Genomic DNA, 24,510 nt, shown 5'->3' on the forward strand with positions numbered 1-24,510 from the left:
CCCATGACCACGACCGACCTCAACAGCATCCGCCCGACGCCGATCCTGCTCGATTGCGATCCCGGCCATGACGACGCCATCGCGCTGGTGATGGCACATCGCTCCAAGGCGATCGACCTTCTCGGCGTCACCGTCACCTGCGGCAATGCGGAGCCGGAAAAGACCGTCTCCAACACGCTGCGCATCCTGGAATTCATCGGCGCGCAGGACGTGCCGGTCGCGGCCGGCTGCGTGCGTCCGCTGGCCCGTCCGCTGGTGCTCGGCACCGCCGACGGCCCGAGCGGCCTGGAAGGCTCGCCCTACCTGCCGCAGGCGACCAAGAAGGTCGAGCCGATGCATGCGGTCGACTTCATCGCCAAGACGCTGCGCGAGCAGGACGAGCCTCTGCGTATCGTCGCGACCGGCCCGCTCTGCAATCTCGGCCTGTTCGTGCTGAAATATCCGGAGCTTCTTTCGAAGATCAAGGACATCACCTGGATGGGCGGTGTCTTCTGGCGCAAGAGCGAATACATCACGCCGACCGAATTCAACGCCTTCTGCGATCCGGAAGCGCTGAAGATCGTGCTCGACAGCGGCGTGCCGATCACCATGGTCGGCCTCGACGTCACCATGAAGGTGCTGGTCGAGGAGCCGCAATATCGCGAGTTCGAGAAGATCGACACCGAGCTTGGCCGCGTCGTGCTCGACTGGCTGAAGTTCTACGAGAAGCTGCATCGCAACTCGATGGGCGTCGGCGGCGCGCTGCACGACCCGCTCGCGCTCGCCCTGATCATCGACCCGACCCTGGTCAAGACGCGCCCGGCCCATATCGGCGTCGACCTGACCGGCACCTATACCTTCGGTGCCACGGTCGCGGACTATTGGAACGAGCGCGGCCTGCCGCCGAACGCCCAGGTCTGCGAAGAGGTCGACTCCGACCGCTTCTTCGAGCTGCTCTACAGCTTGCTGCGCGACTGATCCCCGCCTCGCGCCACGCATGACCGAAAACATCCCGGGCTGGTCCCGGGATGTTCTTTTTGGGCCAGACATCTACTGGCTTGGCGTGCCGGGAGCCTTCTTCAGCTGCGCCAGCACCTGGTCGAGATTGTAGCTGGCAGGATCCTGCATCGGCGGGAAGGTCTGGTAGGACTGCAGTTCCTTCAGCCAGAGCTGTTGGCCGATGGGCAGGATGTTCCAGTCATAGATATAGGCGGTGCTCGGCGCCGCCAGCGCGCCGCCCATGCCGAGGATGGTCTTCGAATCGTCCATCGCCGAGATCTCGAACGGGTCGCGCCCGATATTGACGATCTGGGTCCAGCCATAGGTCACGTCGCCGGTCAGGCCGCAGGTCGGGCAGGTCCCGGCCATGGTGTAGTAGAACTTCCAGTTCTTATAGCGAACAGCAGAGGGCTTGGCGCCGGCATAGTAGAAGAACGTATCGCGCGCCGACGGACCCTTGCCTTCGAGATAGTCGCGCTGGTTGACGCCATCGAGAGTCGTCTTGACGATGCCCGGATAGGTCCCGGCCTCGATCTGCGCCTTCAGTTCGTTGCCCTTCGGGCCGCCGGCGATATCGACCAGCGTCGGAAGCCAGTCGAGCGAGGCGAACATCTGGTTCAGCACCGTTCCTGGCTGGATATGGCCCGGCCAGCGAACCAGCATCGGCACGCGCATGCCGCCCTCCCACGTCGTCAGCTTGCCGCCCTTGAACGGGGTCGTGCCGCCGTCGGGATAGGTGATCACCTCGGCACCATTGTCGGTGGTGAAGGCGACGATGGTGTTGTCGAGCGCGCCCATGGCTTCGAGCTTCTGCAGGACGACGCCGATATTGTCGTCGAGCTGCTTCATGCCGACTTCGTTGATGCCCCAGTCCTTGCCGCCCTGTTCGCCGAGCATCGCCTCATACTTGGGCGAAAGCATCGTCGTGATGTGCATGCGGGCCGGGTTATACCAGACGAAGAACGGCTTGCCGGTCTTCTTCGGGTCGTTGCGGTCGAGGTAGTCGACGACCTTGCTCGAGATCTCCTCGTCCACGCCGCGCGACCGGTCGAGCGTCAGGGGGCCTTCGTCGACGCAGCTCTGGTTCGCCGCCGTGCCATCGGAGGACTTGCAGGCGATGATGGGGCGGGGCGGCATCAGGCAGGTGGTGGTCAGCGGATCCACGGCACCGGGGGGATCCGAGAGGCCGGGAACCGGCGTGTTCCTGCAGGGCGGTGCGATCCCCTGCGTGGTCGGGCTCTTGTTGATGTCCGGGAAGCTCACGCCCTGCATGGCGTCGAGATGGTAGAGATAGCCCCAGAATTCCTGGAAGCCATGCGCCGTTGGCAAGGCGTCGGTGTGATCGCCCAGATGGTTCTTGCCGAATTCGCCGGTGTTGTAGCCGAGGTCATGCAGGAACTTGGCCAGAGCCGGCGTGCCCGGGCGCAGATAGCTAGGGCTGCCGGGAAGCTGCGGCGGGATCATGCCGGTGCGCAGCGGGTGCATTCCGGTGAAGAAGGCGTTGCGGCCGGCCGTGCAGCTCTGCTCGGCATAATAGCCCATGAACTTGGCGCCTTCCTTGCCGATCCGGTCGATGTTGGGCGTTTCGCCCACGGCCAGTCCGCCGTGATAGATGCTCGGCTGCATCCAACCGATATCGTCGCCCATAATGAAGAGGATGTTCGGCTTTTCCTGCGCCGAGGCGATGCCGGAACAGAGCGCGGCCGAAACGAAGAAAGACGCGGTTGCAAATTTGGTGAGCAATTTCATGAAAGCCTCCCATGCAATTTTTTGCGATTAGGATCCTGAAGGCGGAAACTGTTCTGAAAAATGAATGCTGGAAGCCAGAAACCCGGCGCTGTTATTGCATCAATATTTTATGATGACGTAAAGTAACGTGTGATGAATTTTTCCGGCGTTGCCCGTGTCATGCCGAAGGCAACCAGCCGCGCTGCGGGCCGCCGGCAAGCGGTTGCAGGACGGGCTGGCGACCGACATGACGTAAAGGAGTCGGTGATAAAGTCGGCTTTGCCGAAGTCCATGTCCCGCTGTGGGATCTAGACAAGAAGCCAGAGCTTCGATCGGATCGAATAGAGATCTTGTCCGATCGTTGGCAATGGGCTTTGATCGCCGCAGACGATCAGCCCAGTTCTTGCCGGATAGAGCGAAACCATGGCATCTCCCATCGACACCCCGTTGCTGGCGTATCAACTGCATGGCGAGTTGCTACTGATCAGCTACTCGCTGCGCCCGAGCGACCCGGCCTTCGGAACAACCCAGTTCCTCGGCGCGCATTTTTCCCACAAGAGCTCGGATCTCGTTGTCGGCGGGCCGGGCGCCGCGCACCCGATCGGCGGTGACGTGATCATCTCTCCGACGGTCGGAGCGGTCGTCACCGTATCGCTGGACGCTGCTGAAAACTTCTTCGTCGAGTACAAGATAGACTTCAGCGGCAATGTCCGGAAAGGCTCGGTCGCGGTTCCGCCGGGCGCGCATGTTCCGTTCATGCTCAACGCAAAGCCCTTCGAGTTGGGCGAGACGCTGGCCAATCGCTGCGCGGTGCTCCAGGGCACCCTGAGCGCCACCAAAAGATCCGCCCCGCTCACCTTCTGATGCCCGGTTCCCCTGGCGGGTCGGAGAGGACCGATCGTGCGCGTTGCACACGGGAGGGGAGGGGTGCTCGGCCGCCGCGTTCGCGGTTTCATCTCCGCGACGCGCGTCTCGCAGCGAATGCAGCACGCGGAACGACGAAGCGCACAAGCCGCAAAGGCCCCAAGCGACTGAATTGTGGGAGTTTGTTTATTTAGTTTTGGGGGATGAGGTGGTGCTGCAAGAGGGCAACGTACTGTAATCGCTCCGCATTTCGCGGTGTATCAGCACCGATCAAAGTACGCGCGGGTCCTCATTGTTCTTGTTTCGTTCGAAATCATCCCCTATCACTGGATATCTGCCCGTCGCGATGCAAAAGGTGGGTCCAGAGGTGGATGAGAAATGTCCCGTTCCCTGAACAAGCTCTCGGCGGTTTCAGCCCGCACACTGCCATCCGGAAAGTATTGCGATGGCGGCGGGCTTTGGTTGCAAAAGCGACCGGATGGCGGTGGCCAGTGGATATTGCGCTTCACGATCCACGGGCGGCGCCGCGAGATGGGGCTTGGGTCCCTATCCTCTGTGTCGCTCAAGGAAGCCCGAGGGGCGGCTGAAAGTGCTCGCGCCATCGTTCGAGCCAACCAGGATCCCATCAAGGAGAGAGACCGGCAGGCGCGGGAGGCAGCCCGCGATGTGCACATGCCTAAAGACATCGCCCTCGACGCATTCGAAAGCCGCAAGGCCGAACTCAAAGGCGACGGCAGGGCTGATCGATGGTTCACGCCCCTCGAACTGCGTCGCCGCTGGCAGCGTGCCGTTTGTCGAGGGCGAAACCTGGTGGCAGGCGGCGCAGCGCCTTTGAAGTGCGGCAACGGACCTCGAAGTCCGACAATCCCGGATGGAGACTGCTTCGACAAATCGGGCTGCGCTTCAGACATTCCAACACGAAGTTCACAACGGACGTGGCGAGGATGACAACAACAAATGCGGTGGCGTTCGGTCCCTGCCGTGTCCATCTGCGCTCACCTCGCCCCTGAGGCAAGGTTGGACAGCGTTCTGAACCCGACCCAGCCCCAATAGACGCGGTGATGCGTGATGAGGCCGGCCGCCACGTCCATGACCTCGACCAGATCGATCTGGTCGCCGTCCGGTGTTGTGCGGGGATATTCCCAAGTCAGTTGGCGGCCGTTGGCGAAGAAGGTTCCCGTCCTATACCAACGGCCAAGGCCATTCGACGGACTACGGAACCCCGCCGCGAAAAAGTCGCGGATGTCCGCCTTGCCCTGAAGAACGCCGGAGCCGAGGCCCGGTTGCACGGCGGAAACCAGCGGGCTTTCGAGAATGGCGTCCTCGGCATAGAGCGCCATCAGCCCTGTGATATCACGGCCTATAACGGTCTCATGCCATTGTTCGTATATGCGACGGATAGCGGCTTCGGTGTCTGCCATCAAGATCGGCTCCCTGTGCGGTGATGAGGCTAATCATAGTTTCGAACGGATGCCCGATGCTTCGACCTTGATCGAAACATGCGTCTGAGCCCGTGCTATAGTTGTCGCTTGCAAGGAGCCCCGTCATGAACCCGCAAGCTGCCATCACGAACGTCGCCGCGCTGATTGCCGATCCGGCGCGCGCGGCCATGCTGCTGATGCTGTCGGACGGACGCGCTCGGCCGGCTGGAGAACTGGCCTATAACGCTGGGGTCTCGGCCCAGACCGCCAGTTCGCATTTGGCCAAGCTTCTGGCTGGAGGGCTGCTGAGCGTCGAGCGGGAGGGCCGCCACCGCTATTACCGGCTGACCGGCCCGGATGTCGTTTCCCTACTCAAGGATCTGGCCTCTTTCGACACCGGAGGACCGGTGCGGCGCAAAGCGCCCAATCGGGACATGGAGCAACTTCGCTTCGCGCGCTGCTGCTACGACCACCTTGCCGGGAGCTTGGGAGTCGGCATTGCCAAGGCGATGCTCAGCCGCGCCTACCTCGCTGATGGAGGAGGAAAAGCTTTCGTCGTCACTGGGGACGGAGCCGAATGGTTCGGCCGCTTGGGACTGGATGTTGCCCGGATCACGCCGGGCCGGCATGGCATAGCGCGACGATGCCTCGACTGGACCGAGCGCGAACACCATCTTGCCGGCCCGCTCGGAACGCAGTTTCTGGCGCTGGCTTGCACGCTTGGCTGGTTGCAGCGCTCTCCGTCGACGCGGGCCATTGAGGTTACGCGACAAGGCTGGCAGGCGCTCAAGACCCATTTGGACCTGGAAAGGCAAGGCATCTGACGGCAACCCGACTTTAAGCGAGATGGATCCAATGATGACCGAGCTCTTGAAAGGCGGGCCATAGCTATTCCCGAGCCAGGCGAGGCTCCTGACTACGTTCCGCGTGGTGGCCGCCGCCCATGGCCGCCAGCACCTAAATCCCAGCCAGCGGGCACCGCAGGCGATTTCAGGAAGTAAGGGGTTCCCCTCGCGTGCGTATAGGTGCGCGGGGCGCGAAGATTGGCCTTCCGCCCTAAGACCGCAGCCGGTCCTTCGCGATGATGATCCCGGCTTTTGCTATGATAAGGGCGAAAAAGCCACCGACTCAGCCGACTACAGGGGAGGACAGAGCCACGGCCGTCCCCATTAAGGCCAAGCCCGTATTCCCTACCAAGACGGTCAACGTAATTGCACAGAGAATTGGAACGACAAGTAGGAGTTGAACGAATGGCGGGCGGGGCCGAAACCATGCCCACATACCGCCCGCTGCCGCGCCGAAATTCCTGATCATGTCGCCCCACCGTCTATAGATCTTCCGGCATCGCCATATCGGCACTTGCGGCACGTGTGAAGGGTTTTCGAGCAGGCCGTCCTATATGCCCTCGAATAGCAGATATCTTTGAGCTGGTGTTCATATGGGAGGGCTGGGGGCACGTTGAACGACAGGCGATGGCGCCCGCACGACGGAGTGGCTGACCGACCATTGGCCGCCTGACTTCCGGGGCACCGAGCCCCATGTGGACGCCATGTAAATGTGCCTTCTGGCGCTGGAGGGCGAGGCGTTAAACAGCGACGCGCGGGTCGTGTTCGTGAAGCTGTGCGCGAGGCCGGCATTCTGGCGCTGGACTAGGCTGGAATCTCAGCCCACGAGCCTTCTTTGTATATGACGTTCAAGGCGCTGCTGGAAACGCAGCCTGCGAGCAGATCGCGGCGGCCGTCAATAGAGTGGCCGATTTCATGATTTGCCCTCCCAAGCCGCGAGAGAATGACGTTGCGGTACGGAGTTGTCGAGGGACTGATTCAGAGCCTAGGTTCTGTCCGCTCCGACCGCTCAGGACGTTGATAATCTATGCTGCCGTGCCTTTCGCCAGCCAGAACATTCAGGTGGCTTTCGATGAGCGCCAGAAATGCAAGAACGCCGCACGCTAACGCCGCTACAATTATCGCTACGAGCAGACCGAATATCAGCCCACCTAGGCCGTTCGACCGATAGCCGATCGAAGCGGCGCACGAATGCCGACCTAAAGAGCCAAGCAGATACCATAAGGGTTGCAAACTCCGTGAAGGCCACATGCTGTCGGTATGTCTGCTATTTGCAGGGCCAGGCATCTTGGAAGGCTAGAACAGCCACCGCATAGAACGGGATGTCCAACGCTTTGGGATTCTCGTTCCTATACCTGACCACCGCCTGCCGACCCTGCTCAAATGTAGCACCCGCTGGCGGTCAGAATCTCACCGGCTCCTTGAGCATTCTGCTCAAGGTTAAGAGGGTCTCAATGGTGCCAGCGCACCGCCCCAACTGGGCTATTTGGAGTGGGTCTGTCGGCCGCGGCCGCACATTTTCAGGGCCCTCATTACAGGCCTGTAAAACCTCCTTGGCCGGGGTTTCGTTCTGTGCGTATGCCCAAAAAGGCTCCGAGAAGATCGCCGGTATCGAGACCGCCGACAACAACCAGATTCGCCAAGCCATTCTCGAGCCCCTCGTTGCAGCCGCGCCAGGATATCCAGCCTCTTGTATATAGGCCTCGGCAAGTATCGTCGTTTTATCAGCCTCGTCGAGACTTTGGACGAGAGCTAAACCTAGACCCGCCGGCTACAAACCTCACCAACAGGCGGCTGCCCGGCTAGGCGGCAGATTGTTGACATTTGTTGACATCGGCCAGCCACTATCGGGCGTTGGCATCTCCCCCTAAGCCATTGGCGTGGTGAGCGGGTTAGGAGCTAACTGGTCTGCATCTCGGCGGCCAGGCCTCGCGTTGTGACCTTACCAAAACCTTCGCGCGATGTGACTGGCAAAAAGTCTTCGCCGACCTTGCAACGTCGGGATCCTCGGCCGTGATGTCAGGTCTTGTCAGGTCCGCGGCTGCGGCGACCATAACATTTGATAACAGGCCGAAGGGGGCGGCTGGCTGCTGCGATGTCTACATTTGATAGCAAACGGGCGCGAGGGCGCCGTAAACCTCAACATTTCTTAACAAGCGTGCTTCAGGTTTCTTCAGGTCGGGGCCGAGGCCAGCATGGGCAGACTTGATTTCCCTTGATGAAATTCAAGCGCGCGCCGTCCCGCCGCGATCCAGTAAATTGCGCTATTTTGGAGCGTGGGAAAACTCCGCGACCCGGCTGGGAAGCCTCCCATATCCGCCCCCAGAAACGCGCACAGCGTGGGTGAGGGCGTCCCTAACGGGATGGCGGGCCTCCGCCTGCGCAACAGCTCTATCCTACTGGCGGTGTCTATCGGTGGAGTGGATAATCCGCCGGCCAGCAGGCAATTTGTGATCTGGGCGGCTGCCGGTCGACGAACTTCCGAACGGCTTTCTTATCTTTCGCCATCACGCACTGCGGCACTTCAATGAACCCAAACCCCTTGGCTGTCAGGCATCGGGTCATGAAGCGTTCGCGCATCTTTTGATTCTTGTCGTACGGCGGCACCTTGCCGGGGACACTGACTGTTCCAACGCGTCTGCACTTTGTTGTGGTGCCAGTCGTCCTGCACTGCTCTGCTCCGGGTTTTGAATATTCGGGGGAATACTCAGTGGTGAGCGCTTGGGGGATTTTCCGAAGGCCTTCGATGCGACAAGCGTCTACAGCGCTCACTCGCTGAGACCTGGACGAGCCTTCTTTGTAGATGACGTTCAAGGCGTTGCTGGAAACGCAGCCCGCGAGCACGATCCCGGCGGCCGTCAATAGAGTGGCTGATTTCATGATTTGCCCTCCCAAGCCGCGAGAGAATGACGTCGCGGTATGGAGTTGTCGAGGGACTGATTCAGAGCCTAGGTCCTGTCCGCTCCGGCCGCTTAGGACGTTGATAATCTATGCTGCCGGGCCTTCCGCCAGCCAGAACATTCAGGTGGCTTTCGATGAGCGCCAGAAATGTAAGAACGCCACACGCCAACGCCGCTACAATTATCCCTGCGAGCAGACCGAGCATCAGCTCACATGGGCGGTTCGACCAATAGCCGATCGAAGCGGAGCGAATATGATGATTGCGTTGAGCCCGTTCAAAACGGACAGGGTGTCTGCCAGAAAACGGTTTATCCAAGTTCTCCCTAAGCTTAGGAAGAGCGTGTTCCAGCGTTTGACCGCTGTTGGGAATCCATGCGCATCATCATCCCCGCCGTTCTACTCGTAAACATAGCTGGCCTGTTAGCTTCACGCGGCGACGCGACTGCACTTCTGATATGGGCATTTTTTGGTCAAGTCGGTTTTGTGGTGACAGGCTTTGCCTCGGAGAAGAATGCGTGGCCCTTCGAGAAGCCTGACATTCGATGGCCATTTAGCGCAGTGGGGCTTGTATCGTTCGTCTCTCTCGGGCTCTCTTGGCAACAGGATATTTTGTCGATTTGGCCGTTCCTAGCTTATGGGGCCGTTTTCGTAGCGATTGGATTCCTGGCTGCCTGGCGAGGCTGGAAGCCGTAGCCATCTTTGCGGATCTCGCACCTGCTGCTCTAATTCGCCCTAGGTCCTTTTTAAGGTCGACCAAATTGGCCGCGCTACCCACCCGTCCTCCATCAACTCGCCGACATAGCGATATGCAAGGTCGGCCTCCACCGTGAAGTCATCAGTGTCTGGGTGGAGCAACACGCGGTGAACGCTCAACCTGTCCGCGTCGGAAAAAACATCTGAGACTGACCGCCCTCCGAATTCGAGAATGACCAGATCGCCATCGATCGTTCTCTCGTTAAACCCGGCCATGACCTTGAGCACCTCTATAGATCCCTCTGTGCTTCGTTCTGCGACGCCTTTTTGCGTGAAGTTCCGTCCTGAACAGCGTTGCCCACCGAATTGACCCGCTCCGGACTTTGCGCCACGATTTCCTTGGCAGGGGGGCCGGCATGGATCTATTCGATATATGGTATTGGGCAATAGTTGCTCTGTCGTTTTTGGCCTACGTGAGCCCTGGGCTAATTGCGTGTCACCGCCGTCATGTAAACGCCCGAACCGTCACCTTGTTGAACCTGGCACTTGGTTGGACCGGCCTTGGTTGGATCGCCGCTCTGGTATGGTCATTGGCCGGGAAAGTTCGGCGCTCAGTTTGATCACGCCGTGCATCTGGCGAACATAGCCCGTCGCTGTCTCGTGCTCCATGGAGGGAATATGAATGACGGGGAACTTGCTTCTGTGGTGTTGGTCGCAAGAATATGACACGTCTTCGAAGCGAAAGAAGAAGGCTGTGAAATTTGGCGATATCACCTCGCAGTTTGCCACCACTGGCGATCATCCGGCTATCGGGGATAGCGATATAGCCGGGTTCCGAAAAGCCATCGATCAGGAGTTAGTCGAGAACGAAGATATCCGTCCGTTCGTCTTCTACGACCACGGAAAATGCGCGGTTCTGAATTACCCGAACATTGTCAGGCTCGAACTTCTACCAAAGGTCGCAGACATCGGGCGCCGTTTTGGTCTGAATGCATCTGAGTTCTGAGGCGAATTGCGTTCGCGTTAGGATTTGCAGCTTCCGCGCCGCATTGAACGGCGACCGCCCAATCGGCAGTCGGCTTGCGGGCGCGCGGATACGAGTTCAACTAGGCCAGCATCCAAACTGGAGCGAGAGGGTTCAGCATGACATCGCCGTCTGCCGTGCCTCCTGGCCCCGCGGCGCGCCTGGGAGCCGCGGGTGCGGCTGACGCAGACCGTGGCGGTGCCGTGCTTCTCGATGGTGGAGTCGAAGGGGCGCGCGATCAGACGTGCACGCCAAGCTTGCGTGCGCGCTCTGCCAAGGCCACGTATCGCTCGCCGCTGCCTGAAGTGAAATGTCTGCACCACGCGGCAAGAAACTCCCGCTCCCGATCCTTCAACTTCCGCTTGCTGAGGATGACAGCAATGCGCCACGGATAGTAGGGCGCCGGCACTTCCCCTGTCTCGAAATATGACCGGCATGCCGTGTCCACGATATCGATCTGCGCCGACAGGTCGTTGTCGATAGACCGTAGGTGATTGCGAAAATCGACCTCCGGCAGGTTGAGAAATGCGGGCGCCCCGGACGCCTGCCCGTATGTTTCGCCATTCTCGAACATTCGCGATGTCGTCAGTTCGCTTTGAGCCCTCCGCAACTTCTCCAGATGCTGAGAGGAGGGCTTCTTCGCCTCCTTCAAGAACGTGATGAGAGCGTCTAGGCGCGCTAATGCCGCGTCGTCTGCGGCGGTTGATTCCTCGGGGCTAAGTGCCTTTGACGGCTTGAGCGGATTGAAGGTCCGGTAGAGGTCTTTGGGCCCAACGATCTGGAACTCGATTTCCACGAAGCCATCAGTGCCCAGGTACGTCTTGAGAAGCCGGGAATGCACGTTCTCCGCTAGGCCGAGTGAAATCAGCTTTGCGGCATGCTCGGCGGGGACATAGCCCAACTGTCTGCGCTTGCGTCCGAACCAGCCCTTCCAAGACCCAATTACCTTTATGGCGTTTGCGTCGTGCCTGCTACTTGGCTCGCGCTCGAGTGAAAGCTCAGGGCCTTGTGCTCCACAGAACGCGGCGGCGTCTCTCTTACGTTGCTGCAGCCCCATTACCGGCAATCTGTCGAGATAGATACGGAATCCCTCTGGTATCGGATTCCCGCTCAAGCGGTACTTTGCGTCCATTCGCCCCTCCATCCTCGGGCAGATGGACGCGCGGTTCTGCCCCTAGGTCAATCCCCGGCCAACAGGCCGATTTCAACGCAGGCGGATTGATGCGCCATGACCTTACCGGCATGGAACCAACATCGCTGCGGCAGCGAACATGATAGACCGGAAGCCGGTGATGCCTTTGGGACATGATGTCTAGCTGGCCCAGGGACGGGGTAGGGTCGCGTCTCAATCGAAATTGGGTATCCCGCAGAAGACCCAGATGCCAAACTCTCGGACGTTGTCCTTCCGAGAGGGTTCATAGACCATCAGCATAATTCCCGGCTCGCCTTTGGTGCGGTTGGGAATTTCCATGCTGAGCATTGTTCCCTTGCGTCCGTCCCTTACGGCTCGAACGTTATCTGGAATTCGCACCAGTGTGAAATCAGCAGAAGCACAGCTAGTGTCGAATTGCTCCCGCATGGCCGCTTCATTCACAAAGGCCTGATCCGATAGCGCTCTGAATTGGTCCCAGTCTTTCGCATGTGCCGCAGCGACAATGGCCGTGAGCCGATCAGATTGAGCTTGGTCGGGCGGGCTCATACTAACGTTTCTCATCCGGCGTTCTCGCTCGTCAGTTCGTCGGGGGGCTCGCCCTGGTCGGGTGCTGTCTGTCGGTCCCGCCAACGGACACCGGCACCACCGCCGTTCTCAGGGATGAATTCGACGCCGGCTGCTTCGAGTGCTTTGATAATTGCGACAAGATTGTTGGCGACTGGCACCGTCCGCCCTGCCTCGAAATTCCTCACCGTGCTTAGGCCGACATTTGACGCGGTGGCCAACTCCGCTTGAGACAAATCAGCCAGGCCGCGGGCGGCCCGGCATTGCGCCGGTGTCAGTGTCACAGCTCTCTCCATCATAACTATTATCGTTATCCGTAACATAAAGCTGTTGACGCAACCAACATGGCCATTCACGTTAAGATTAACGAAAAGCGTTATCGATAGCCTAGGGTCCGTACTCAATAAGGTGTGGCGACATTGGTGTGTTTCTGATTCAAGGCTTCTGGAAGGGAGCCTTGAATATGACGAAGCAGGTTCAGTGGCTTAGCGACGAGGAGTGGAGTTGGATGGAGCCCTTGCTGCCGCGCGGACGCAGGGGTGCTCATCGTTTTGACGACCGGCGCGTGATCTCGGGCATCGTCCATATGCTGAAGAGCGGAGCCCGATGGCGCGACTGTCCATCGGAGTTTGGACCGTACACGACGGACTGCAACCGCTTCAATCGCTGGCGCCGACAGGGGCTCTGGTTGCGGATGTTCGAAGCGCTGACCGGGCACAGCGGCATCTTCGGCGGCGCGGCGATCGACGCCACCCACATCACGGCACATCGCTCCGCAGCAGGCGCAAAAGGGGGGCCTTCGCCCAAGCCGTAGGCCGCTCGCGTGGACGACGGACCACCAAGGTTCACGGGTTGGTGGACGACCGTGGCCGGCCGCGCGTCCTCCTGCTCAGTGCCGGGAATATCAACGATATCAGCATGGCCGAAGCGCTGATCCAGGCGGCAGGGCCGATCCGGCTTTTGTTGGCCGACAAAGGCTACGACGCGGACCACCTCAGGCGGCGCCTGGCCGCCCAAGGCACAGAGGCCGTGATCCCGTACACCGCCTCGCGACGGGCACCCATCCCCTACGACACCATCGCCTACAAGGATCGAAACCGCGTCGAGCGCATGTGGTGCAGGCTCAAGGACTTCCGCCGCGTCGCCACCCGATACGACAAGCTGGCCAGGAACTACCTCTCCGGCGTGCTCCTGGCCGCAATCCGCGCCTACTGGCTCAATTGGGTCCGGACCCTAGATCATGACCCGCCCAGAATTAATCCAAGCCCTCGTCACCGAGCAGAACCGCATCGCCTGCGCCGGCGTGCCCATCGACATCCTGTCCATCACCGGCTTCATGACCGCAGTCGAGGTGGAGGCGCATCTCGCGCATTACCGAGCCTACAGACCGAACGCCCGCGCCGGCTAAGCCGGCCACCAAGCCCCTTCTAGTTCCCATTACGCAAGACGCCGACAACACCCTTGCCGCGAACGGAGAAGCTATGTCTGCCTTCGACCGCGCCGCCATCATGAGAGAAGCCCACGCCACGGCCCGCCGCGTCGCCAAGCCCGGCGAGTATCGCAAGACGTTCGCCTGGGCGCTGCGTAACGCCTGGCATGCCGCGAAGAAGCTCGCTGGCTTCCGCGCCGTCTGGGCTTTCCAGACCGAGGCCCAGCGCCAGCGCTCCGACGCCATCATGGCCATTGAGACGCAGGAAAGCCTTACCGCCGCCGATTACGCCCGGATCGACGAGATCCGCTACGCCGCCTGACCGCCAGCCAACACGAGGAAACCCATGAGCGTTAAGCCAACCCAATCTGATCGGCGGGCGTCGGTTCGCCAGACCGACCTTAATCTGGCCGACACGGCCAACGACCTCGGCCGCCTGATCCGTGCCGCCTTCATGGCTGCCGAGGCGCTGCTGGGTAAGGAAGACCAGGGCGCAATCCAAACCGTTCTACACTTCGCGGAGTACAAGCTCGGCGAGATCCAGAATGAGCTGGAGCTGCGGCTGCAGGCCGCGCCAGGTGCAGCATGAAGCGCCTCGCAGATAAGCCGGTCGCGCATCGAGCGCTTTTCGAACTGGCCTCCGATTGCGAAACGGATATGCGCAATCTCCGCGGCTTCGCGGCGATAATCTACGACGTCTTGATGGAAGTTGGCCCGCTGGATCGGGAACGCGTCGAGGGATTGGGTTTCATCGCCTGTGAGCTGGTTCAGGCATCGCGGAAGATGAGCACGCTATGCGTTCAGCTCTATGAACTCTCACGGGTGCCGGCATGATGACGCCTGCCCAGAACGCCCCCTCGCCCTTGGCTAGGATCAACGTCCAGCAGTTGCTCGATTTCGTGGAGCACATGCCGGAGCGGTTCACGCCCGTCGTGCAGAACGACCCCGACTGCCCGTTCGCCTACTACGTGTCGAATTCCTGCGTCGACGACGCGCTGCGGGCAAAAGTGTTGGTTATCACGCCGGATTTCGCCGCCACCCTTAGGGCCTTGGTAAACACCTTCCTGCCCATCGCAGGAGAGGCAGCATGAGCACTGCGCCGCGGCGCATATCGACGAAGACTTCGCCGAAGGTCATTCCATCGTTCTGATGGTGGGCGGCTGGAAAGACGGCCGGGATGCCACCGTCACGAGCTTGGACGTGGCCGAGCCCTATGCGCTGAGCCCCGACAAGCTGAAGCTGGCGCGGGCCTGGCGCCACGACCGCAGGGCGGACGCGCGCGCCCTCAAAGCCGAACTGATCCGCAGGGGGCTGGTGCAATGAGCCTTATCCGCATCATCCTCGCCCGCGCCCTCTTCTGGTGCGTCGTCAAACTGATTGAGGCTGAAGAGCGCGCGCTCGGCTTGGCGCCGTTGAAACAGGAGCGCGAACGATGAGGATTGGGCCCGAGCCTCAGCAATTCGCGCTTCCGTGCACTCGCGTGTCGATGGAGAGGGAAGCCGAGCGATTGGCGACGCTTCTATCCGAGACGGAACGCGAACTAGCCCGGCTGCTTTCGATTCTCGATTGGATGGACGGCGACAATGACAACGAGTCGTCACTCGGCGCCCCGGCGCTCAATTCTGGCTGGACCGAGAAGTACTACCAGACGACCTGGGGCAGGGGGCTACGACGACCGGGAAGCAGGGGACGACGCCGAGCCATCTTTAGGGGGCGTCCGAGCGACATCCGAGCTGGGGCGGCCATCACCTCGACAAGGCTTGCGCTCAAATCGCTTGGGGGGCCGGGGGCTATGAGGATCTAGAGGAGGTGGGGCGATGACCGCTAGCTTTTCCCCACAATCCGACAAAGGGCCGCCATCGCGCCTCTTGCTAGCGGGTCCGTCTCCGCTATCCGGCGACGTGCCCATTCCAGCCAATCAGAGGTCGGCTTCCCGTCGATATGTTCATTGGAGCTCCCAATCCGGGCAGCCAACTCCTCGACAAACGCCCTTGCTACCGCTGCGTCGCGCCAAGCTTCAGAAGCTCCAAGCAGTGAGGCCCAGCGCTCCCTCTCTTGTCGTTGTTCTGTCTGAGCCGCTTCTCGAACGCGGGCGGCCTCAGCCATCTGCTCTTTGCGAACGCTTTCGGCCTCGGCCATCTGCGCGGCGCGCAACTGGCGTTGCGGTTTCTCGTGCTTCCAGAGACGTGCCCACAGTAGGAAGGAGCCTAGGATATCCGGAAGGCGCGCTTCAACGCCAGCTCTCTCGCTGTCTTCCCATTTGGATCGATGAAAAATTTGGGTTGTCGGTCTCCAAATCAGCTCTTCGAATGCGTTGGTTGGCGGTCGGCGGGCAATCGATTCCCGACGGATCCGCTCATTCAATTTGAAGTAGATCCGTCCTTCCTCGTGGACCGCTGAAAATTGCCGTGACTTCTCCAACTTGATCTGCCACCCGCGCGGCGCAAGCTCCTTGAACAAAGTGTCGAGGATTCGAAGTCGTCGCTCATCAGTAGCGGTCAGCTCTGCAATTTGGAGGGCTTCCCGCATTGCGCCGTTGGAAATCATGCCGACGTGCTTTAGCCGAAAGCCGACGTTGTCTAGGAGTCGCGCAATCAGTGGGTGCGGGCTTTTTAGTGACTTAGGGACAGCCACCGAGCTTACCGAGGCCGTCACTTCGTCTCTGTCAGCTTGGGTTAAAAGGTTCTCTTCTTGCGGACGAGGCCCAGGGTACTGAGCTCGTTCGATCCCTCTTCTCGATGGCCCAAGCGGCGGCCGTGTTGGGACAGGTTTGCCAGCAGCTAGCTTGTTCCAATAGCCCTGAGGCGGGACTGGAATGTCGGCATTCACGCAGATCTTCTTCAGATTGGTACCCGAGACCTCAAGCCTCGCCGCCAACTCGATCATCGGCGACTGCCAGACTTCGAGGTAAAGCCGCTCTCGGTCCCAGATCATATGCGTTTTCCAGGCTGGGCCGGGTAGCGGCCTGTGCTGTCAGCTCTTGCAATCACTAACGGCAGCGTCACCAGCAAGGTGGGTCCATGGGTGGATTGGAATATCCACCAAATTCTTATGTAATTGAAAATAAAGGGATTTTTTCAAATGAGTGGTGCTGCAAGAGAGGATTGAACTCGCTCCGCACGCTCAAGACCCTAGGAAAACTGCGGGTTTTCGCAAGGCGGCCCGCAACGCTGTGGCACGGTCTTGTAGCACGGGCACAGTCTGAACAGGAACCAATTTCCTCTTCGAGCAGATTGGGAGCCGCTTTGGCCAATGCCGCCCAGAGCCGTTTAACAGATTACAATTTTGCTCAATTATACCGCTGACTCCAACGGGTCCTCCTCGGGTATCTCCAAAGACGGAGCCATGGCGGCCAATGCGATCTTTTTTAAGAACCTCGCGCTGGTATATGCGGCGTATCTCTGATGGCCGTCGTTCTTGTTCTCGTCGCCAAAATCGCAAACCGATTTGAAACCAATAGCCAATGGCTGGGGCGCGGTGCTTATCTCTGCAGCAGTGAGTACTGAGAAAATCTCCATCTCAACTCCAATAAGATTTTTGTGCTGGCCCACGATTGCGTCCATCGCAGACCTACGCTGAAGAACAGATGCACCACTCGCTACCGCATCGATCAAGATACGGGGCTTGTTAATGGGGCGCTCTCCTTCCCACTCCATAAACACCGTCTTGAGCCACTCGCTATCGGTAGATATATCCTTGGCCTTGCTACGCAGCTCCGCGTTGAGACGCCATTGGTATGGCGCATTTAGGAAACGCTCCCGCTCGTCTTGATCCACGCCCAGCTTCCCGCTTCCCCAATCCCAGCAGGGATCGGCAATCAGGATGTCTCCGATCTCTGTTTTCCCCCGCACCCCGGCGCAAATGCCGGTCATGGCCAAGTAGCGCGGGCGGAATGTTTCGACCAGTTTTGTGGCGACCACGGCCGACACGGGCAGTCCCATTTTGGGCGCCGCCGCGACAACGACATCGACAATCCTTCCGTCGCCGCTCAACGTACCTGCAAAATACCGGGTCGGATCATGACGAACAGAGATCTGCTTAAACGAGGGGTCAAGAGCCAGAACGCTCTCAAGCTCTAGGTCCTCCAATCCTACAACAACGCCAAGCGTGGTATGATAAGTCCTACCGTCGGTTACAAAAGGAGGCCTATCACTGGTGACGATATGTCGAACAGCAGATTGCAGGCCGTGAACCCAATCACTTTCGTCGTGCGCAAATTTCAGGATCGGCCACAGAGGATTCTTTATCTTTAGTTCCGCGCCTTCAATGGATTCGGGATACGCCGACAGCCCAATCACGTATTTTGGGATATTATATTTATCACTGTGGCTGGATAAGCTCTGTAGCAACTCAATGCCCGCGCCACCTTTAACCGGTAGGTCTGTACGGGTCGGGATATTAAGATCTATGACCATTAGATCATAATAATTATTCTGAAGATTTCTTTTGGCCTCCACGAGCGAGTTGCAGTGGGTGAGGCAGTTTATATTCAAGCTGCTCGCATTGACTATTGCGTCTGATACCACGCGTGCTTTTTCAGTCTCGTCCTCGACCAGTAGTATGCGTATCACTTCGAACCTACCTCCCACTCAAGTATTCTATCGAGTTCCGAGATCCATGCGCTGGACGTCGCATGATAGTGAACTATCCCGGAGAAGAGATCTGGAAACTCGGTTTTGCACAGTTGACCGAGTTGTTCGAATGTGACCGCATCGGCACCCTCCCCAAAGGTCTCCAGCTGGGTAACCACCACGACGACGCAGTTGATTCCGCGTCGCACAAGTTTTCTCATTACATCTCGCCCACCCATCGACCGGGGGCGGCCTTCCCTACTAGTCGGCCCCATATCGAAGGTGGGTATGCTCATATCCAAAAATATCAGATCGGGGACGGTCTCTTGAATGCTCTTGAGGCCGCTTTGATAAGAGCGATGGTGAACGATCTCGTGGCCCGCATCCCGCCTGGATATATACTCGATTATCCTTGCAGCTTTCAGGATATCGTCTTCGATCAAGAGGATTCTCACGCGAATAGTCCATCTGACTGAAGAAGCAGCGTTGTTTTAAACGTTCGATCGTCAACAACAGTCATGTCTGCCGTATGGGGAACCTTCAATGTATGCTCCGCAGTTCTCCATATCTTAGAAAGACCTGATCCGCCCTCCTGTCTAACAAGTTCGATGGCCGACTGAGAATACCGGGCAACAGCCGTCTGAGCGTTATTGCGCAATTCGTTTGCATCAACTCCTAAGCCGAGGGTGTTTGAAACAGAAATTTCTAGATAGCCATCGCTTTCTATGATTGCCATCTCAATCAAAATACGGGCTTGCTGGCCGCTATGAATTATCGCGTTCTGCAGAAGAATAAATAGTATTTCTATAAATCCGAAAATCTTGCGGCCGCTTACATTGCGCTGCGCAGATATGTCTTTTCTGAAAGCAAAGTTTCTATCCCCGTAGCAGCTCGTGACTTCACGTTCCGCAACCTCTGCGACGATATCGAAAGGGTAGGGGTGATTATCAATTCTCCCAGGCGGACGAAACCAATGCGATATCTCTTGGATATTGTGGTGAAAGTCGGTCCGTGCTCGCGCGATCGCATCAAGAAGGTCAACAATTCTCTCTCGCGAAATCGCGCTTTCTAGGTCGGATACAAGCAAATCAAAGTACTTGTTCGCATCTCGGCTGAAATCTTCCAGGAGATAGGCGCGAATTGTGCTCATTGACGCGTTCGTTTGCTGCCACGCGGCGTCTATTAATGCCGCCTCGAATTCCTCAAGCGTAGTGCTCTGGCTAACTTGGGCCGCAATATTGTTGACGGCGTCGGTGGTATCAGAAAATCTGAATAATCCGTGAGGTCTGCGCTCTCCTCTAATATGCATTAATTCGTCATTGACGTAGTGCAGCAACCCGTCGAGCCTCAAGGAGAACCGGCGCAACTTCTCGTCAATTATCGACGAAATCTCACCAAGTGCGTCATACCTACTTATCCAATAGGCGTTTTCCTCATAATTCGAACTGGCACTATCGCGGACCGTGACAAGGTGCTCCTCGGCCACACTCCGTCGAGCCTGGCCCACAAACGTGCCGTGCCTTATGTTGGCACTCAAATGCGTGTCCAATCCGAATTCTGGGCTGAAGAGAAACCTTGACAAAAATGCGGTATAGATCTCTTCAAGAACGCCCAATCGTTCGGTAGACGGAAGCCTCAAGCGTTTCATATCCGATGCCGCTTTGTCGGCTCCGGAATTGTCAATTGTATCAAGAAGTCTTCCAATTCGTCTCGTTATTTGCTCAACTCGATAACTTAGATCCGGAGTTCCCAGTAGTTCGACATAACGACTGTGCCCGTCTTCTAGCTGAGAGGACATGGATGATTTTATTCCGGCCTCGTCAACGTATATTTTGCTCGAGTTTATTTTGGCGTGCAGAGAGCTCATCTGCCTGTCTCGGGTGATCTGTCGTATTTCTCCCGAATAAATGGCCGCATTCGCGGGGTCTGCGTTGGTCAACCAGATGCACAGCCTAATCCTTTCGGCTTCGATCTCGTCCAAGTCAGCAAAATTGGTGCAATCTTCCATAGTTCGCACAGAGGCAACTTTGGCGACAAAATGAATGAGATCAAGTTGATCGTGGCCGCCTAAAGCTACCAACTCTGAAGGCACTCGCACGCCATACGCGTCGAGTGTGTCTTCGAAGCAATCTGAAAGCGTGCCCTCGAATTTGTTTGGCGAGGTGATGGCGACGAAGCTTACGACGTTGTTAAACTTGATCGAAGAGCGAATATCCGGTTGATTTGCTATAGCAGTGTGGATGAGAGTAGAGAGGTCAAATGCTGAAATGTAATTGTCATTGGCGTAATAGGATGAACAAGCCAGATCAATGCATCGCTCAAAATTTCCATCCAGTAGTAAGGCCTTGAATAGCTTTGAATTCGCCGATATCTCGGCGAGAGAACTACTGGAATGCGCTGGGTGGCTGAAGTGAGCAATTGCGGCGGTCAGATTTCGAGCCCTCATTGCATTTTGGCCGAGATAGCTTTCGATCCTTTCTTGGGGCGCGTTCAGTCTTCTGATTGCCGCCGCTGTCGCTATCTCATCTAATTGGTCAAATGCTACTCTAAGCGTGAAGGCGGGAGAGGCGCCAACAGCCTCCTGTATATGTTGTTCGATACCGGGCTTAATCGCTTTGAGAATGTAATAGTGCCATGGATTTGCTGGCGAGCAGATTATTGCCCATAGGAGGTCCAATGAAGAGAAGGAGCAATCCGGTTCAAAATGGTGTCTCCTCTCCTTTATGGCGAATATAGCTATGCTAAATGGAGTGTTTGGTAAGCTGAGTGCGATTCTTTCCAATCTTACGAAAGATCCGCGATAGTCGCTGTTCATGCTAATTATATTGTCAATGTCTGTTAGCGCTTGAGACAGAAGAGATGAAGGGGGGGCAACTGGGGAAAGAGGTTGATCGCCGAGTCTGCACGATCTCACGAGTAGTTCGCACAGTGGACTGCTGCTTGGGCGACTAGATACGTCGCTCTTCGATAGCTCGATTGCGTCTAGGTATCGTCCCTCTGTATAAGCGTCGCAAGCTAGGGTTATGGGATCGATTGCTAGCGTCGTCGATCGCCCTTCTGGGGCGCATGATCCCAGAAATCGTAGCGTTTCGAGCTGGTCGTCCGAAATTCCGGCTAAGAGAACAAGTGCGGCCTCGATACTGGACTGCCTATCCGTGTCCAGTTTCGAATAGTCGATTTGCATACATCTCATCAGCGACATGTAGCGGTCGATCAAGGGGAGGCTATCGCATGAATGAACGCAGTGGAATGGCGCGTCCATTTCATGCATCCTTAGCGGGTGTATAAAATAGACGAAAAATGCAGCTCTAACTTCACTTATACCTGCGCCATTTATCGCATATATAATGTCGTCTAGGTATTCAACTGATATGTGGGGTTCTGATTTGATGCTAAAAAGATATATAAGATAGGCAATTGTGGGGTCTATATTCTTTGTTTCGATTATCTCCGACAGATAATCCTTCTGGGCCTTCAGGCCTTGAGACGCTTGAATTAGTTGAAGCTTATTTTCTATGTACCACAGCGAAAATCCTAGCTCGGCTCGAACACGTTCGAGGACTTCATGAGCCTCGGCATTTAGGCCGGTCATCGCGAGGCGTTCAAACTGTTCCCGCAGTTCGACAAAACGATTTAAACTAGAGCAGTGTTGGGCGCATATGGCGGCTGTCCAAGCGTAATCCCGCCATGGATCGGGCTCATGACCGGGAAACTTGATCGTGACGTCGTCTGGGTGTGCAGGAAATAGGGCGTTGGCAAGCAGCGAGCGGTAGATGGGTGTTGCGTACATCCGCGATATTAGCGGGGGGATTTGTCGTGGATGAATTTGGGCGCGTAGCTTAGCCAATCCCCGACGCAAATCGCCTTTTGAATGCAGTGCGCGAAGCATCTCGCGGATCGGATCCGCTGCCGGCACTTGCTTGCGTTTAGGTTGTTTCAACTCACCCTCATGCTGCTGCGACTCACTGGTTAGCCATTCAATTTGCTGCTCTGACCACCGAGTGTCGAGATGATTTGCTGTGGGCTCCCGCTACTTGGTTTTTGGGTGGGTGCAAGTAGGAGGCATGTCATCATCCCGTTCTGGCTGATGGCGTCATGTCAAAATTCTTCAAAAGCTATGAGTCCGGGAACGGAGGAATTCCAGATTAACCCAATAAATCAATACCATCAGGTGTCTCGCTCTTCGGGGTTTTGTCCGGGGCGGGGGCATCGCGACTAAGAAGTTCACCTTTCGCTTAAGTGCGGGTATGGCGTGCATTGACGCTCGCCGGTAGCTGGGCCGCGCATTTTTCTGTTGGCTGTATATTCTGCATTCATGACGAGGGGGGGGGTAGTGCGGAACCAGACGAGCGGTTGTCTCCTTGAAGAGTTGAAATCTCGCGGGTTGCTGCTCTGTGAACGACGGGGCGGCGGCGTAAAAGCTCTTTTTGGCTTGGTACAGGAGCTTGCGCCACAGGGTGTTCAAGTAGCAAGGCTGCGGCCTAGCCCCGCGTTTGCTGCGCGGCCTCGATCGCTTTCGGCATCTTATGGCGTGGGGGCATTCCCGCCACATACTGACTTCGCCCTGGACGACACGCCTCCCCGCTATATCGCTCTTGTCTGCCCCGTTCGGCGTTCCGCGCACACCTTGATTTATGATCCACAGCCGCTGTTGGGTTCCAATGACGCTATGGCCGGGGTGTTTCGGGTCTCTACCAATAGAAAGAACTTTTCTACGCGCTTCCTTTCCCGACGGGGGGCAGAGAGCTTTATCCGATACAATTCCGACACTATGCTTCCACTCGACGGCCATGCGAGGCAACTGGCGGACAAGATTTCTACCGCTCTAGATCCGTGCACGGTTGTCGACTGGTCTACGACAGTTTTCGTGGTAATTGACAATTGGCGTTTCTTGCATGGAAGATCGGCAGTCGCGGATAATGTTGGTTGGCTTTGGCGATTGGCTTTGAGGTGGAAATGACTTGGCACTCGGACAGATACTTCGCCAAGGCGCAGAGATACTGGGAGAGAAATACCGCTTCAGTTCGGGATGCGGAGCAGTTCCTGTTGCAGCTTTCTTTTGTGGTCGAGTTTGTCGCGCGCGGTGCACTAGTCCATCAGCACCCCTCCTTGAATGCCGAGCTAGATGAGGAGAGCTTGCTGTTCTCGAACGGTATCGCGCCCCGTAAGCCCGCCCGAAGCGTCGGTATGGATAAAGCAATTAGCCGCTGTCAAAGGCTCGTCGCCGATCTCAGTGAAGAGGAAGTTCAGGCCGTTCGGTTGCTCTTTGACACGCGTAATGAGGAGCTCCACGGGGACGGTGATGCGCTCTCATCGGTCCCAGTCAAGGATGTTAGCTTCAAGCCGCAGATCTTGTCCTTTATCGTGAAGATGTCCCGCTTTGCTGGACAAGATATCGAGGTGTTGATGGGCAGCGACGACGGAAAGCAAGCCGTCGCCACTTCTGCCGCACTGGCGCACAATCGTAAGGAGCGTGTTCGTCAGCTAATCAACATCCACAAGGACCGCTTTTATGGTCTTCCCAAGGCGCAGCAGGACGACCTTCGCAAGAACGGCAGAGCCGGCTTCCAGTCCGCTGTGATGAAATCGGGGCACCACATTCTTGTTACTAAATGCCCAGCTTGCGGATCCGACGGATACCTAGGTGGTAGGCCAGTCGGCGTCAGCGCCCCAATACTGGAGGAGAATGAAATCTTCCAGGAGGTCAGGGTCGTCCCAGAAATCTTCGAATGCAAAGTTTGTGATCTGATGATCAAGGGGCTGGACGAATTGATGGCCGCCAAATTCGACCATGAATTCGTCTCCCGGCAAGAAGTCGACCCTGTAGAGCATTTCGGCATCGATCCTATGGACTATGTCGACACCGAAGAGATTGCCCGCGAGTACAATCATCAGTTCGAGTATCAAGATGAGTGAGTTCGAGCGGCGCGCCGCCTTGTAGGCGACCGAAAAATGGCGAAAAAATCCGAGGGGTCGAAATCCAGCTTTGTTGCGCGGGCATCACCCCCCCCGCCGCCCATTGGCGATCCGTAGGCCCGTCATCGGGACTCCGTTCTCAGTCACCAAAGCCAACGCCATGACGGCCACCGGATGCTCGCTCATCGGAAGGCCGCCGAGGCCACCACCTCGCGTCATCGGCCGCGCGACAAGGTGAGGCAAGCCGCTTCTCCGATCATCCCGGCAATACCTCGCCCTCTGCAACTTTGCACGGCCCGGCGCTGCTTCGCTTTTGTACGCTTGGGCGGAAGCGTGTCGGCCCACCAAGAACTGCCATTTCCGCTGCTTCGATAATATCGCTTGACCATCCAGACCGTAGCGGCATTAATCGAAGCATCCAAA

22 protein-coding genes and 3 pseudogenes are annotated in these 24,510 nt (G+C 57.6%); 14 read left to right on the top strand and 11 right to left on the bottom strand.

The window, feature by feature from the left end; all coding sequences use genetic code 11:
* The first annotated feature begins 3 nt into the window (after positions 1-3).
* Positions 4-957 (top strand): nucleoside hydrolase, encoded by a 954-nt coding sequence (locus ABIE08_RS14105; RefSeq protein ID WP_354551978.1) that lies wholly within the window; start codon positions 4-6, stop codon positions 955-957.
* Between the two features lie 72 nt (positions 958-1,029).
* Here the strand turns inward: ABIE08_RS14105 and ABIE08_RS14110 are convergent, their stop codons facing one another.
* On the bottom strand, positions 1,030-2,625 hold the full coding sequence (locus ABIE08_RS14110) for an arylsulfatase (RefSeq protein WP_436409568.1): 1,596 nt from the start codon (positions 2,623-2,625) through the stop codon (positions 1,030-1,032).
* Positions 2,626-3,129: 504 nt separating this feature from the next.
* Between ABIE08_RS14110 and ABIE08_RS14115 the strand changes: the two genes are divergently transcribed.
* Positions 3,130-3,570: a hypothetical protein gene (locus ABIE08_RS14115; RefSeq protein WP_354551981.1), complete on the top strand. Its 441-nt coding sequence runs from the start codon at positions 3,130-3,132 to the stop codon at positions 3,568-3,570.
* A gap of 378 nt (positions 3,571-3,948) precedes the next feature.
* A pseudogene (locus ABIE08_RS14120) lies at positions 3,949-4,335 on the top strand (Arm DNA-binding domain-containing protein); the annotation flags it as partial.
* Positions 4,336-4,565: 230 nt separating this feature from the next.
* On the opposite strand, the gene ABIE08_RS14125 reads toward ABIE08_RS14120, so the two are convergent.
* Complete coding sequence (locus ABIE08_RS14125) at positions 4,566-4,991, bottom strand: nuclear transport factor 2 family protein (protein ID WP_354551982.1); 426 nt, start codon at positions 4,989-4,991, stop codon at positions 4,566-4,568.
* Positions 4,992-5,116: 125 nt separating this feature from the next.
* Between ABIE08_RS14125 and ABIE08_RS14130 the strand changes: the two genes are divergently transcribed.
* Positions 5,117-5,815, top strand: a complete 699-nt coding sequence (locus ABIE08_RS14130) for an ArsR/SmtB family transcription factor (RefSeq protein ID WP_354551984.1) — start codon at positions 5,117-5,119, stop codon at positions 5,813-5,815.
* 1,288 nt (positions 5,816-7,103) lie between these two features.
* On the opposite strand, the pseudogene ABIE08_RS14135 reads toward ABIE08_RS14130, so the two are convergent.
* Both ABIE08_RS14135 and ABIE08_RS14140 read right to left on the bottom strand, forming a co-directional pair.
* Positions 7,104-7,223: pseudogene (locus ABIE08_RS14135) on the bottom strand (hypothetical protein); the annotation flags it as partial.
* A 1,022-nt stretch (positions 7,224-8,245) separates the two neighbouring features.
* Positions 8,246-8,716, bottom strand: a complete 471-nt coding sequence (locus ABIE08_RS14140; protein WP_354551986.1) for a hypothetical protein — start codon at positions 8,714-8,716, stop codon at positions 8,246-8,248.
* Positions 8,717-9,846: 1,130 nt separating this feature from the next.
* Between ABIE08_RS14140 and ABIE08_RS14145 the strand changes: the two genes are divergently transcribed.
* Both ABIE08_RS14145 and ABIE08_RS14150 read left to right on the top strand, forming a co-directional pair.
* Positions 9,847-10,050, top strand: coding sequence for a superinfection immunity protein (locus ABIE08_RS14145; RefSeq protein WP_354551987.1), 204 nt, complete (start codon positions 9,847-9,849; stop codon positions 10,048-10,050).
* A gap of 62 nt (positions 10,051-10,112) precedes the next feature.
* The gene (locus ABIE08_RS14150) at positions 10,113-10,436 is read left to right on the top strand and encodes a hypothetical protein (RefSeq protein ID WP_354551989.1); all 324 of its coding nucleotides are present in this window, start codon (positions 10,113-10,115) and stop codon (positions 10,434-10,436) included.
* A 256-nt stretch (positions 10,437-10,692) separates the two neighbouring features.
* Here ABIE08_RS14150 and ABIE08_RS14155 read toward each other — a convergent pair whose 3' ends face one another.
* The 3 genes from ABIE08_RS14155 to ABIE08_RS14165 all read right to left on the bottom strand — a co-directional run bounded on the left by ABIE08_RS14155 (position 10,693) and on the right by ABIE08_RS14165 (position 12,455).
* Entirely contained in the window at positions 10,693-11,586 is an 894-nt protein-coding gene (locus ABIE08_RS14155; RefSeq protein ID WP_354551991.1) for an HIRAN domain-containing protein, read from the bottom strand.
* Positions 11,587-11,799: 213 nt separating this feature from the next.
* Positions 11,800-12,153 carry a hypothetical protein gene (locus ABIE08_RS14160; protein ID WP_354551993.1) on the bottom strand — a complete coding sequence of 118 codons (354 nt, stop codon included), beginning with the start codon at positions 12,151-12,153 and terminating at the stop codon, positions 11,800-11,802.
* An 11-nt stretch (positions 12,154-12,164) separates the two neighbouring features.
* Positions 12,165-12,455 carry a helix-turn-helix domain-containing protein gene (locus ABIE08_RS14165; protein WP_354551995.1) on the bottom strand — a complete coding sequence of 97 codons (291 nt, stop codon included), beginning with the start codon at positions 12,453-12,455 and terminating at the stop codon, positions 12,165-12,167.
* Between the two features lie 179 nt (positions 12,456-12,634).
* Here ABIE08_RS14165 and ABIE08_RS14170 point away from each other — a divergent pair.
* The 7 genes and pseudogenes from ABIE08_RS14170 to ABIE08_RS14200 all read left to right on the top strand — a co-directional run.
* Positions 12,635-13,386: pseudogene (locus ABIE08_RS14170) on the top strand (IS5 family transposase); the annotation flags it as partial.
* 25 nt (positions 13,387-13,411) lie between these two features.
* Positions 13,412-13,579, top strand: coding sequence for a hypothetical protein (locus ABIE08_RS14175; protein ID WP_354552843.1), 168 nt, complete (start codon positions 13,412-13,414; stop codon positions 13,577-13,579).
* Positions 13,580-13,652: 73 nt separating this feature from the next.
* The gene (locus tag ABIE08_RS14180; RefSeq protein WP_354551997.1) at positions 13,653-13,922 is read left to right on the top strand and encodes a hypothetical protein; all 270 of its coding nucleotides are present in this window, start codon (positions 13,653-13,655) and stop codon (positions 13,920-13,922) included.
* Between the two features lie 24 nt (positions 13,923-13,946).
* Positions 13,947-14,189 carry a hypothetical protein gene (locus tag ABIE08_RS14185; RefSeq protein ID WP_354551998.1) on the top strand — a complete coding sequence of 81 codons (243 nt, stop codon included), beginning with the start codon at positions 13,947-13,949 and terminating at the stop codon, positions 14,187-14,189.
* Positions 14,186-14,434 carry a hypothetical protein gene (locus tag ABIE08_RS14190; RefSeq protein ID WP_354552000.1) on the top strand — a complete coding sequence of 83 codons (249 nt, stop codon included), beginning with the start codon at positions 14,186-14,188 and terminating at the stop codon, positions 14,432-14,434. Before ABIE08_RS14185 ends, ABIE08_RS14190 begins: the two co-directional genes overlap by 4 nt.
* Positions 14,431-14,691 (top strand): hypothetical protein, encoded by a 261-nt coding sequence (locus tag ABIE08_RS14195; protein WP_354552002.1) that lies wholly within the window; start codon positions 14,431-14,433, stop codon positions 14,689-14,691. Before ABIE08_RS14190 ends, ABIE08_RS14195 begins: the two co-directional genes overlap by 4 nt.
* Positions 14,692-14,800: 109 nt before the next feature.
* Positions 14,801-14,923 (top strand): hypothetical protein, encoded by a 123-nt coding sequence (locus tag ABIE08_RS14200; RefSeq protein ID WP_354552004.1) that lies wholly within the window; start codon positions 14,801-14,803, stop codon positions 14,921-14,923.
* Positions 14,924-15,424: 501 nt separating this feature from the next.
* Here the strand turns inward: ABIE08_RS14200 and ABIE08_RS14205 are convergent.
* The 4 genes from ABIE08_RS14205 to ABIE08_RS14220 all read right to left on the bottom strand — a co-directional run bounded on the left by ABIE08_RS14205 (position 15,425) and on the right by ABIE08_RS14220 (position 21,961).
* A complete protein-coding gene (locus tag ABIE08_RS14205; RefSeq protein ID WP_354552006.1) occupies positions 15,425-16,534 on the bottom strand; it encodes a hypothetical protein in 1,110 nt (369 codons plus the stop codon).
* Between the two features lie 359 nt (positions 16,535-16,893).
* A complete protein-coding gene (locus tag ABIE08_RS14210; protein WP_354552008.1) occupies positions 16,894-18,171 on the bottom strand; it encodes a phosphorylase family protein in 1,278 nt (425 codons plus the stop codon).
* Positions 18,168-18,614: a response regulator gene (locus ABIE08_RS14215; RefSeq protein ID WP_354552010.1), complete on the bottom strand. Its 447-nt coding sequence runs from the start codon at positions 18,612-18,614 to the stop codon at positions 18,168-18,170. The genes ABIE08_RS14210 and ABIE08_RS14215 overlap by 4 nt, the downstream gene beginning before the upstream one ends.
* A gap of 8 nt (positions 18,615-18,622) precedes the next feature.
* Positions 18,623-21,961, bottom strand: a complete 3,339-nt coding sequence (locus ABIE08_RS14220) for a hypothetical protein (protein WP_354552012.1) — start codon at positions 21,959-21,961, stop codon at positions 18,623-18,625.
* A 1,136-nt stretch (positions 21,962-23,097) separates the two neighbouring features.
* Here ABIE08_RS14220 and ABIE08_RS14225 point away from each other — a divergent pair.
* Positions 23,098-24,087, top strand: a complete 990-nt coding sequence (locus ABIE08_RS14225) for a hypothetical protein (RefSeq protein ID WP_354552014.1) — start codon at positions 23,098-23,100, stop codon at positions 24,085-24,087.
* The last annotated feature ends 423 nt before the right edge of the window (positions 24,088-24,510 follow it).

The sequence above is a fragment of the Kaistia defluvii genome, from assembly GCF_040548815.1.
Lineage (GTDB): Bacteria > Pseudomonadota > Alphaproteobacteria > Rhizobiales > Kaistiaceae > Kaistia > Kaistia defluvii_A.

What these genes read in the sequence shown, in the direction of transcription:
- ABIE08_RS14180 (WP_354551997.1), top strand. Translation starts at nt 13,653, where the DNA reads ATGTCTGCCTTCGACCGCGCCGCCATCATGAGAGAAGCCCACGCCACG.
- ABIE08_RS14155 (WP_354551991.1), bottom strand. Translation starts at nt 11,586, where the DNA reads ATGGACGCAAAGTACCGCTTGAGCGGGAATCCGATACCAGAGGGATTC.
- ABIE08_RS14110 (WP_436409568.1), bottom strand. Translation starts at nt 2,625, where the DNA reads ATGGGCGACGATATCGGTTGGATGCAGCCGAGCATCTATCACGGCGGA.
- ABIE08_RS14175 (WP_354552843.1), top strand. Translation starts at nt 13,412, where the DNA reads ATGACCCGCCCAGAATTAATCCAAGCCCTCGTCACCGAGCAGAACCGC.
- ABIE08_RS14195 (WP_354552002.1), top strand. Translation starts at nt 14,431, where the DNA reads ATGATGACGCCTGCCCAGAACGCCCCCTCGCCCTTGGCTAGGATCAAC.
- ABIE08_RS14125 (WP_354551982.1), bottom strand. Translation starts at nt 4,991, where the DNA reads ATGGCAGACACCGAAGCCGCTATCCGTCGCATATACGAACAATGGCAT.
- ABIE08_RS14220 (WP_354552012.1), bottom strand. Translation starts at nt 21,961, where the DNA reads ATGTACGCAACACCCATCTACCGCTCGCTGCTTGCCAACGCCCTATTT.
- ABIE08_RS14150 (WP_354551989.1), top strand. Translation starts at nt 10,113, where the DNA reads ATGACGGGGAACTTGCTTCTGTGGTGTTGGTCGCAAGAATATGACACG.
- ABIE08_RS14205 (WP_354552006.1), bottom strand. Translation starts at nt 16,534, where the DNA reads ATGATCTGGGACCGAGAGCGGCTTTACCTCGAAGTCTGGCAGTCGCCG.
- ABIE08_RS14145 (WP_354551987.1), top strand. Translation starts at nt 9,847, where the DNA reads ATGGATCTATTCGATATATGGTATTGGGCAATAGTTGCTCTGTCGTTT.
- ABIE08_RS14190 (WP_354552000.1), top strand. Translation starts at nt 14,186, where the DNA reads ATGAAGCGCCTCGCAGATAAGCCGGTCGCGCATCGAGCGCTTTTCGAA.
- ABIE08_RS14185 (WP_354551998.1), top strand. Translation starts at nt 13,947, where the DNA reads ATGAGCGTTAAGCCAACCCAATCTGATCGGCGGGCGTCGGTTCGCCAG.
- ABIE08_RS14105 (WP_354551978.1), top strand. Translation starts at nt 4, where the DNA reads ATGACCACGACCGACCTCAACAGCATCCGCCCGACGCCGATCCTGCTC.
- ABIE08_RS14130 (WP_354551984.1), top strand. Translation starts at nt 5,117, where the DNA reads ATGAACCCGCAAGCTGCCATCACGAACGTCGCCGCGCTGATTGCCGAT.
- ABIE08_RS14140 (WP_354551986.1), bottom strand. Translation starts at nt 8,716, where the DNA reads ATGAAATCAGCCACTCTATTGACGGCCGCCGGGATCGTGCTCGCGGGC.
- ABIE08_RS14115 (WP_354551981.1), top strand. Translation starts at nt 3,130, where the DNA reads ATGGCATCTCCCATCGACACCCCGTTGCTGGCGTATCAACTGCATGGC.
- ABIE08_RS14160 (WP_354551993.1), bottom strand. Translation starts at nt 12,153, where the DNA reads ATGAGCCCGCCCGACCAAGCTCAATCTGATCGGCTCACGGCCATTGTC.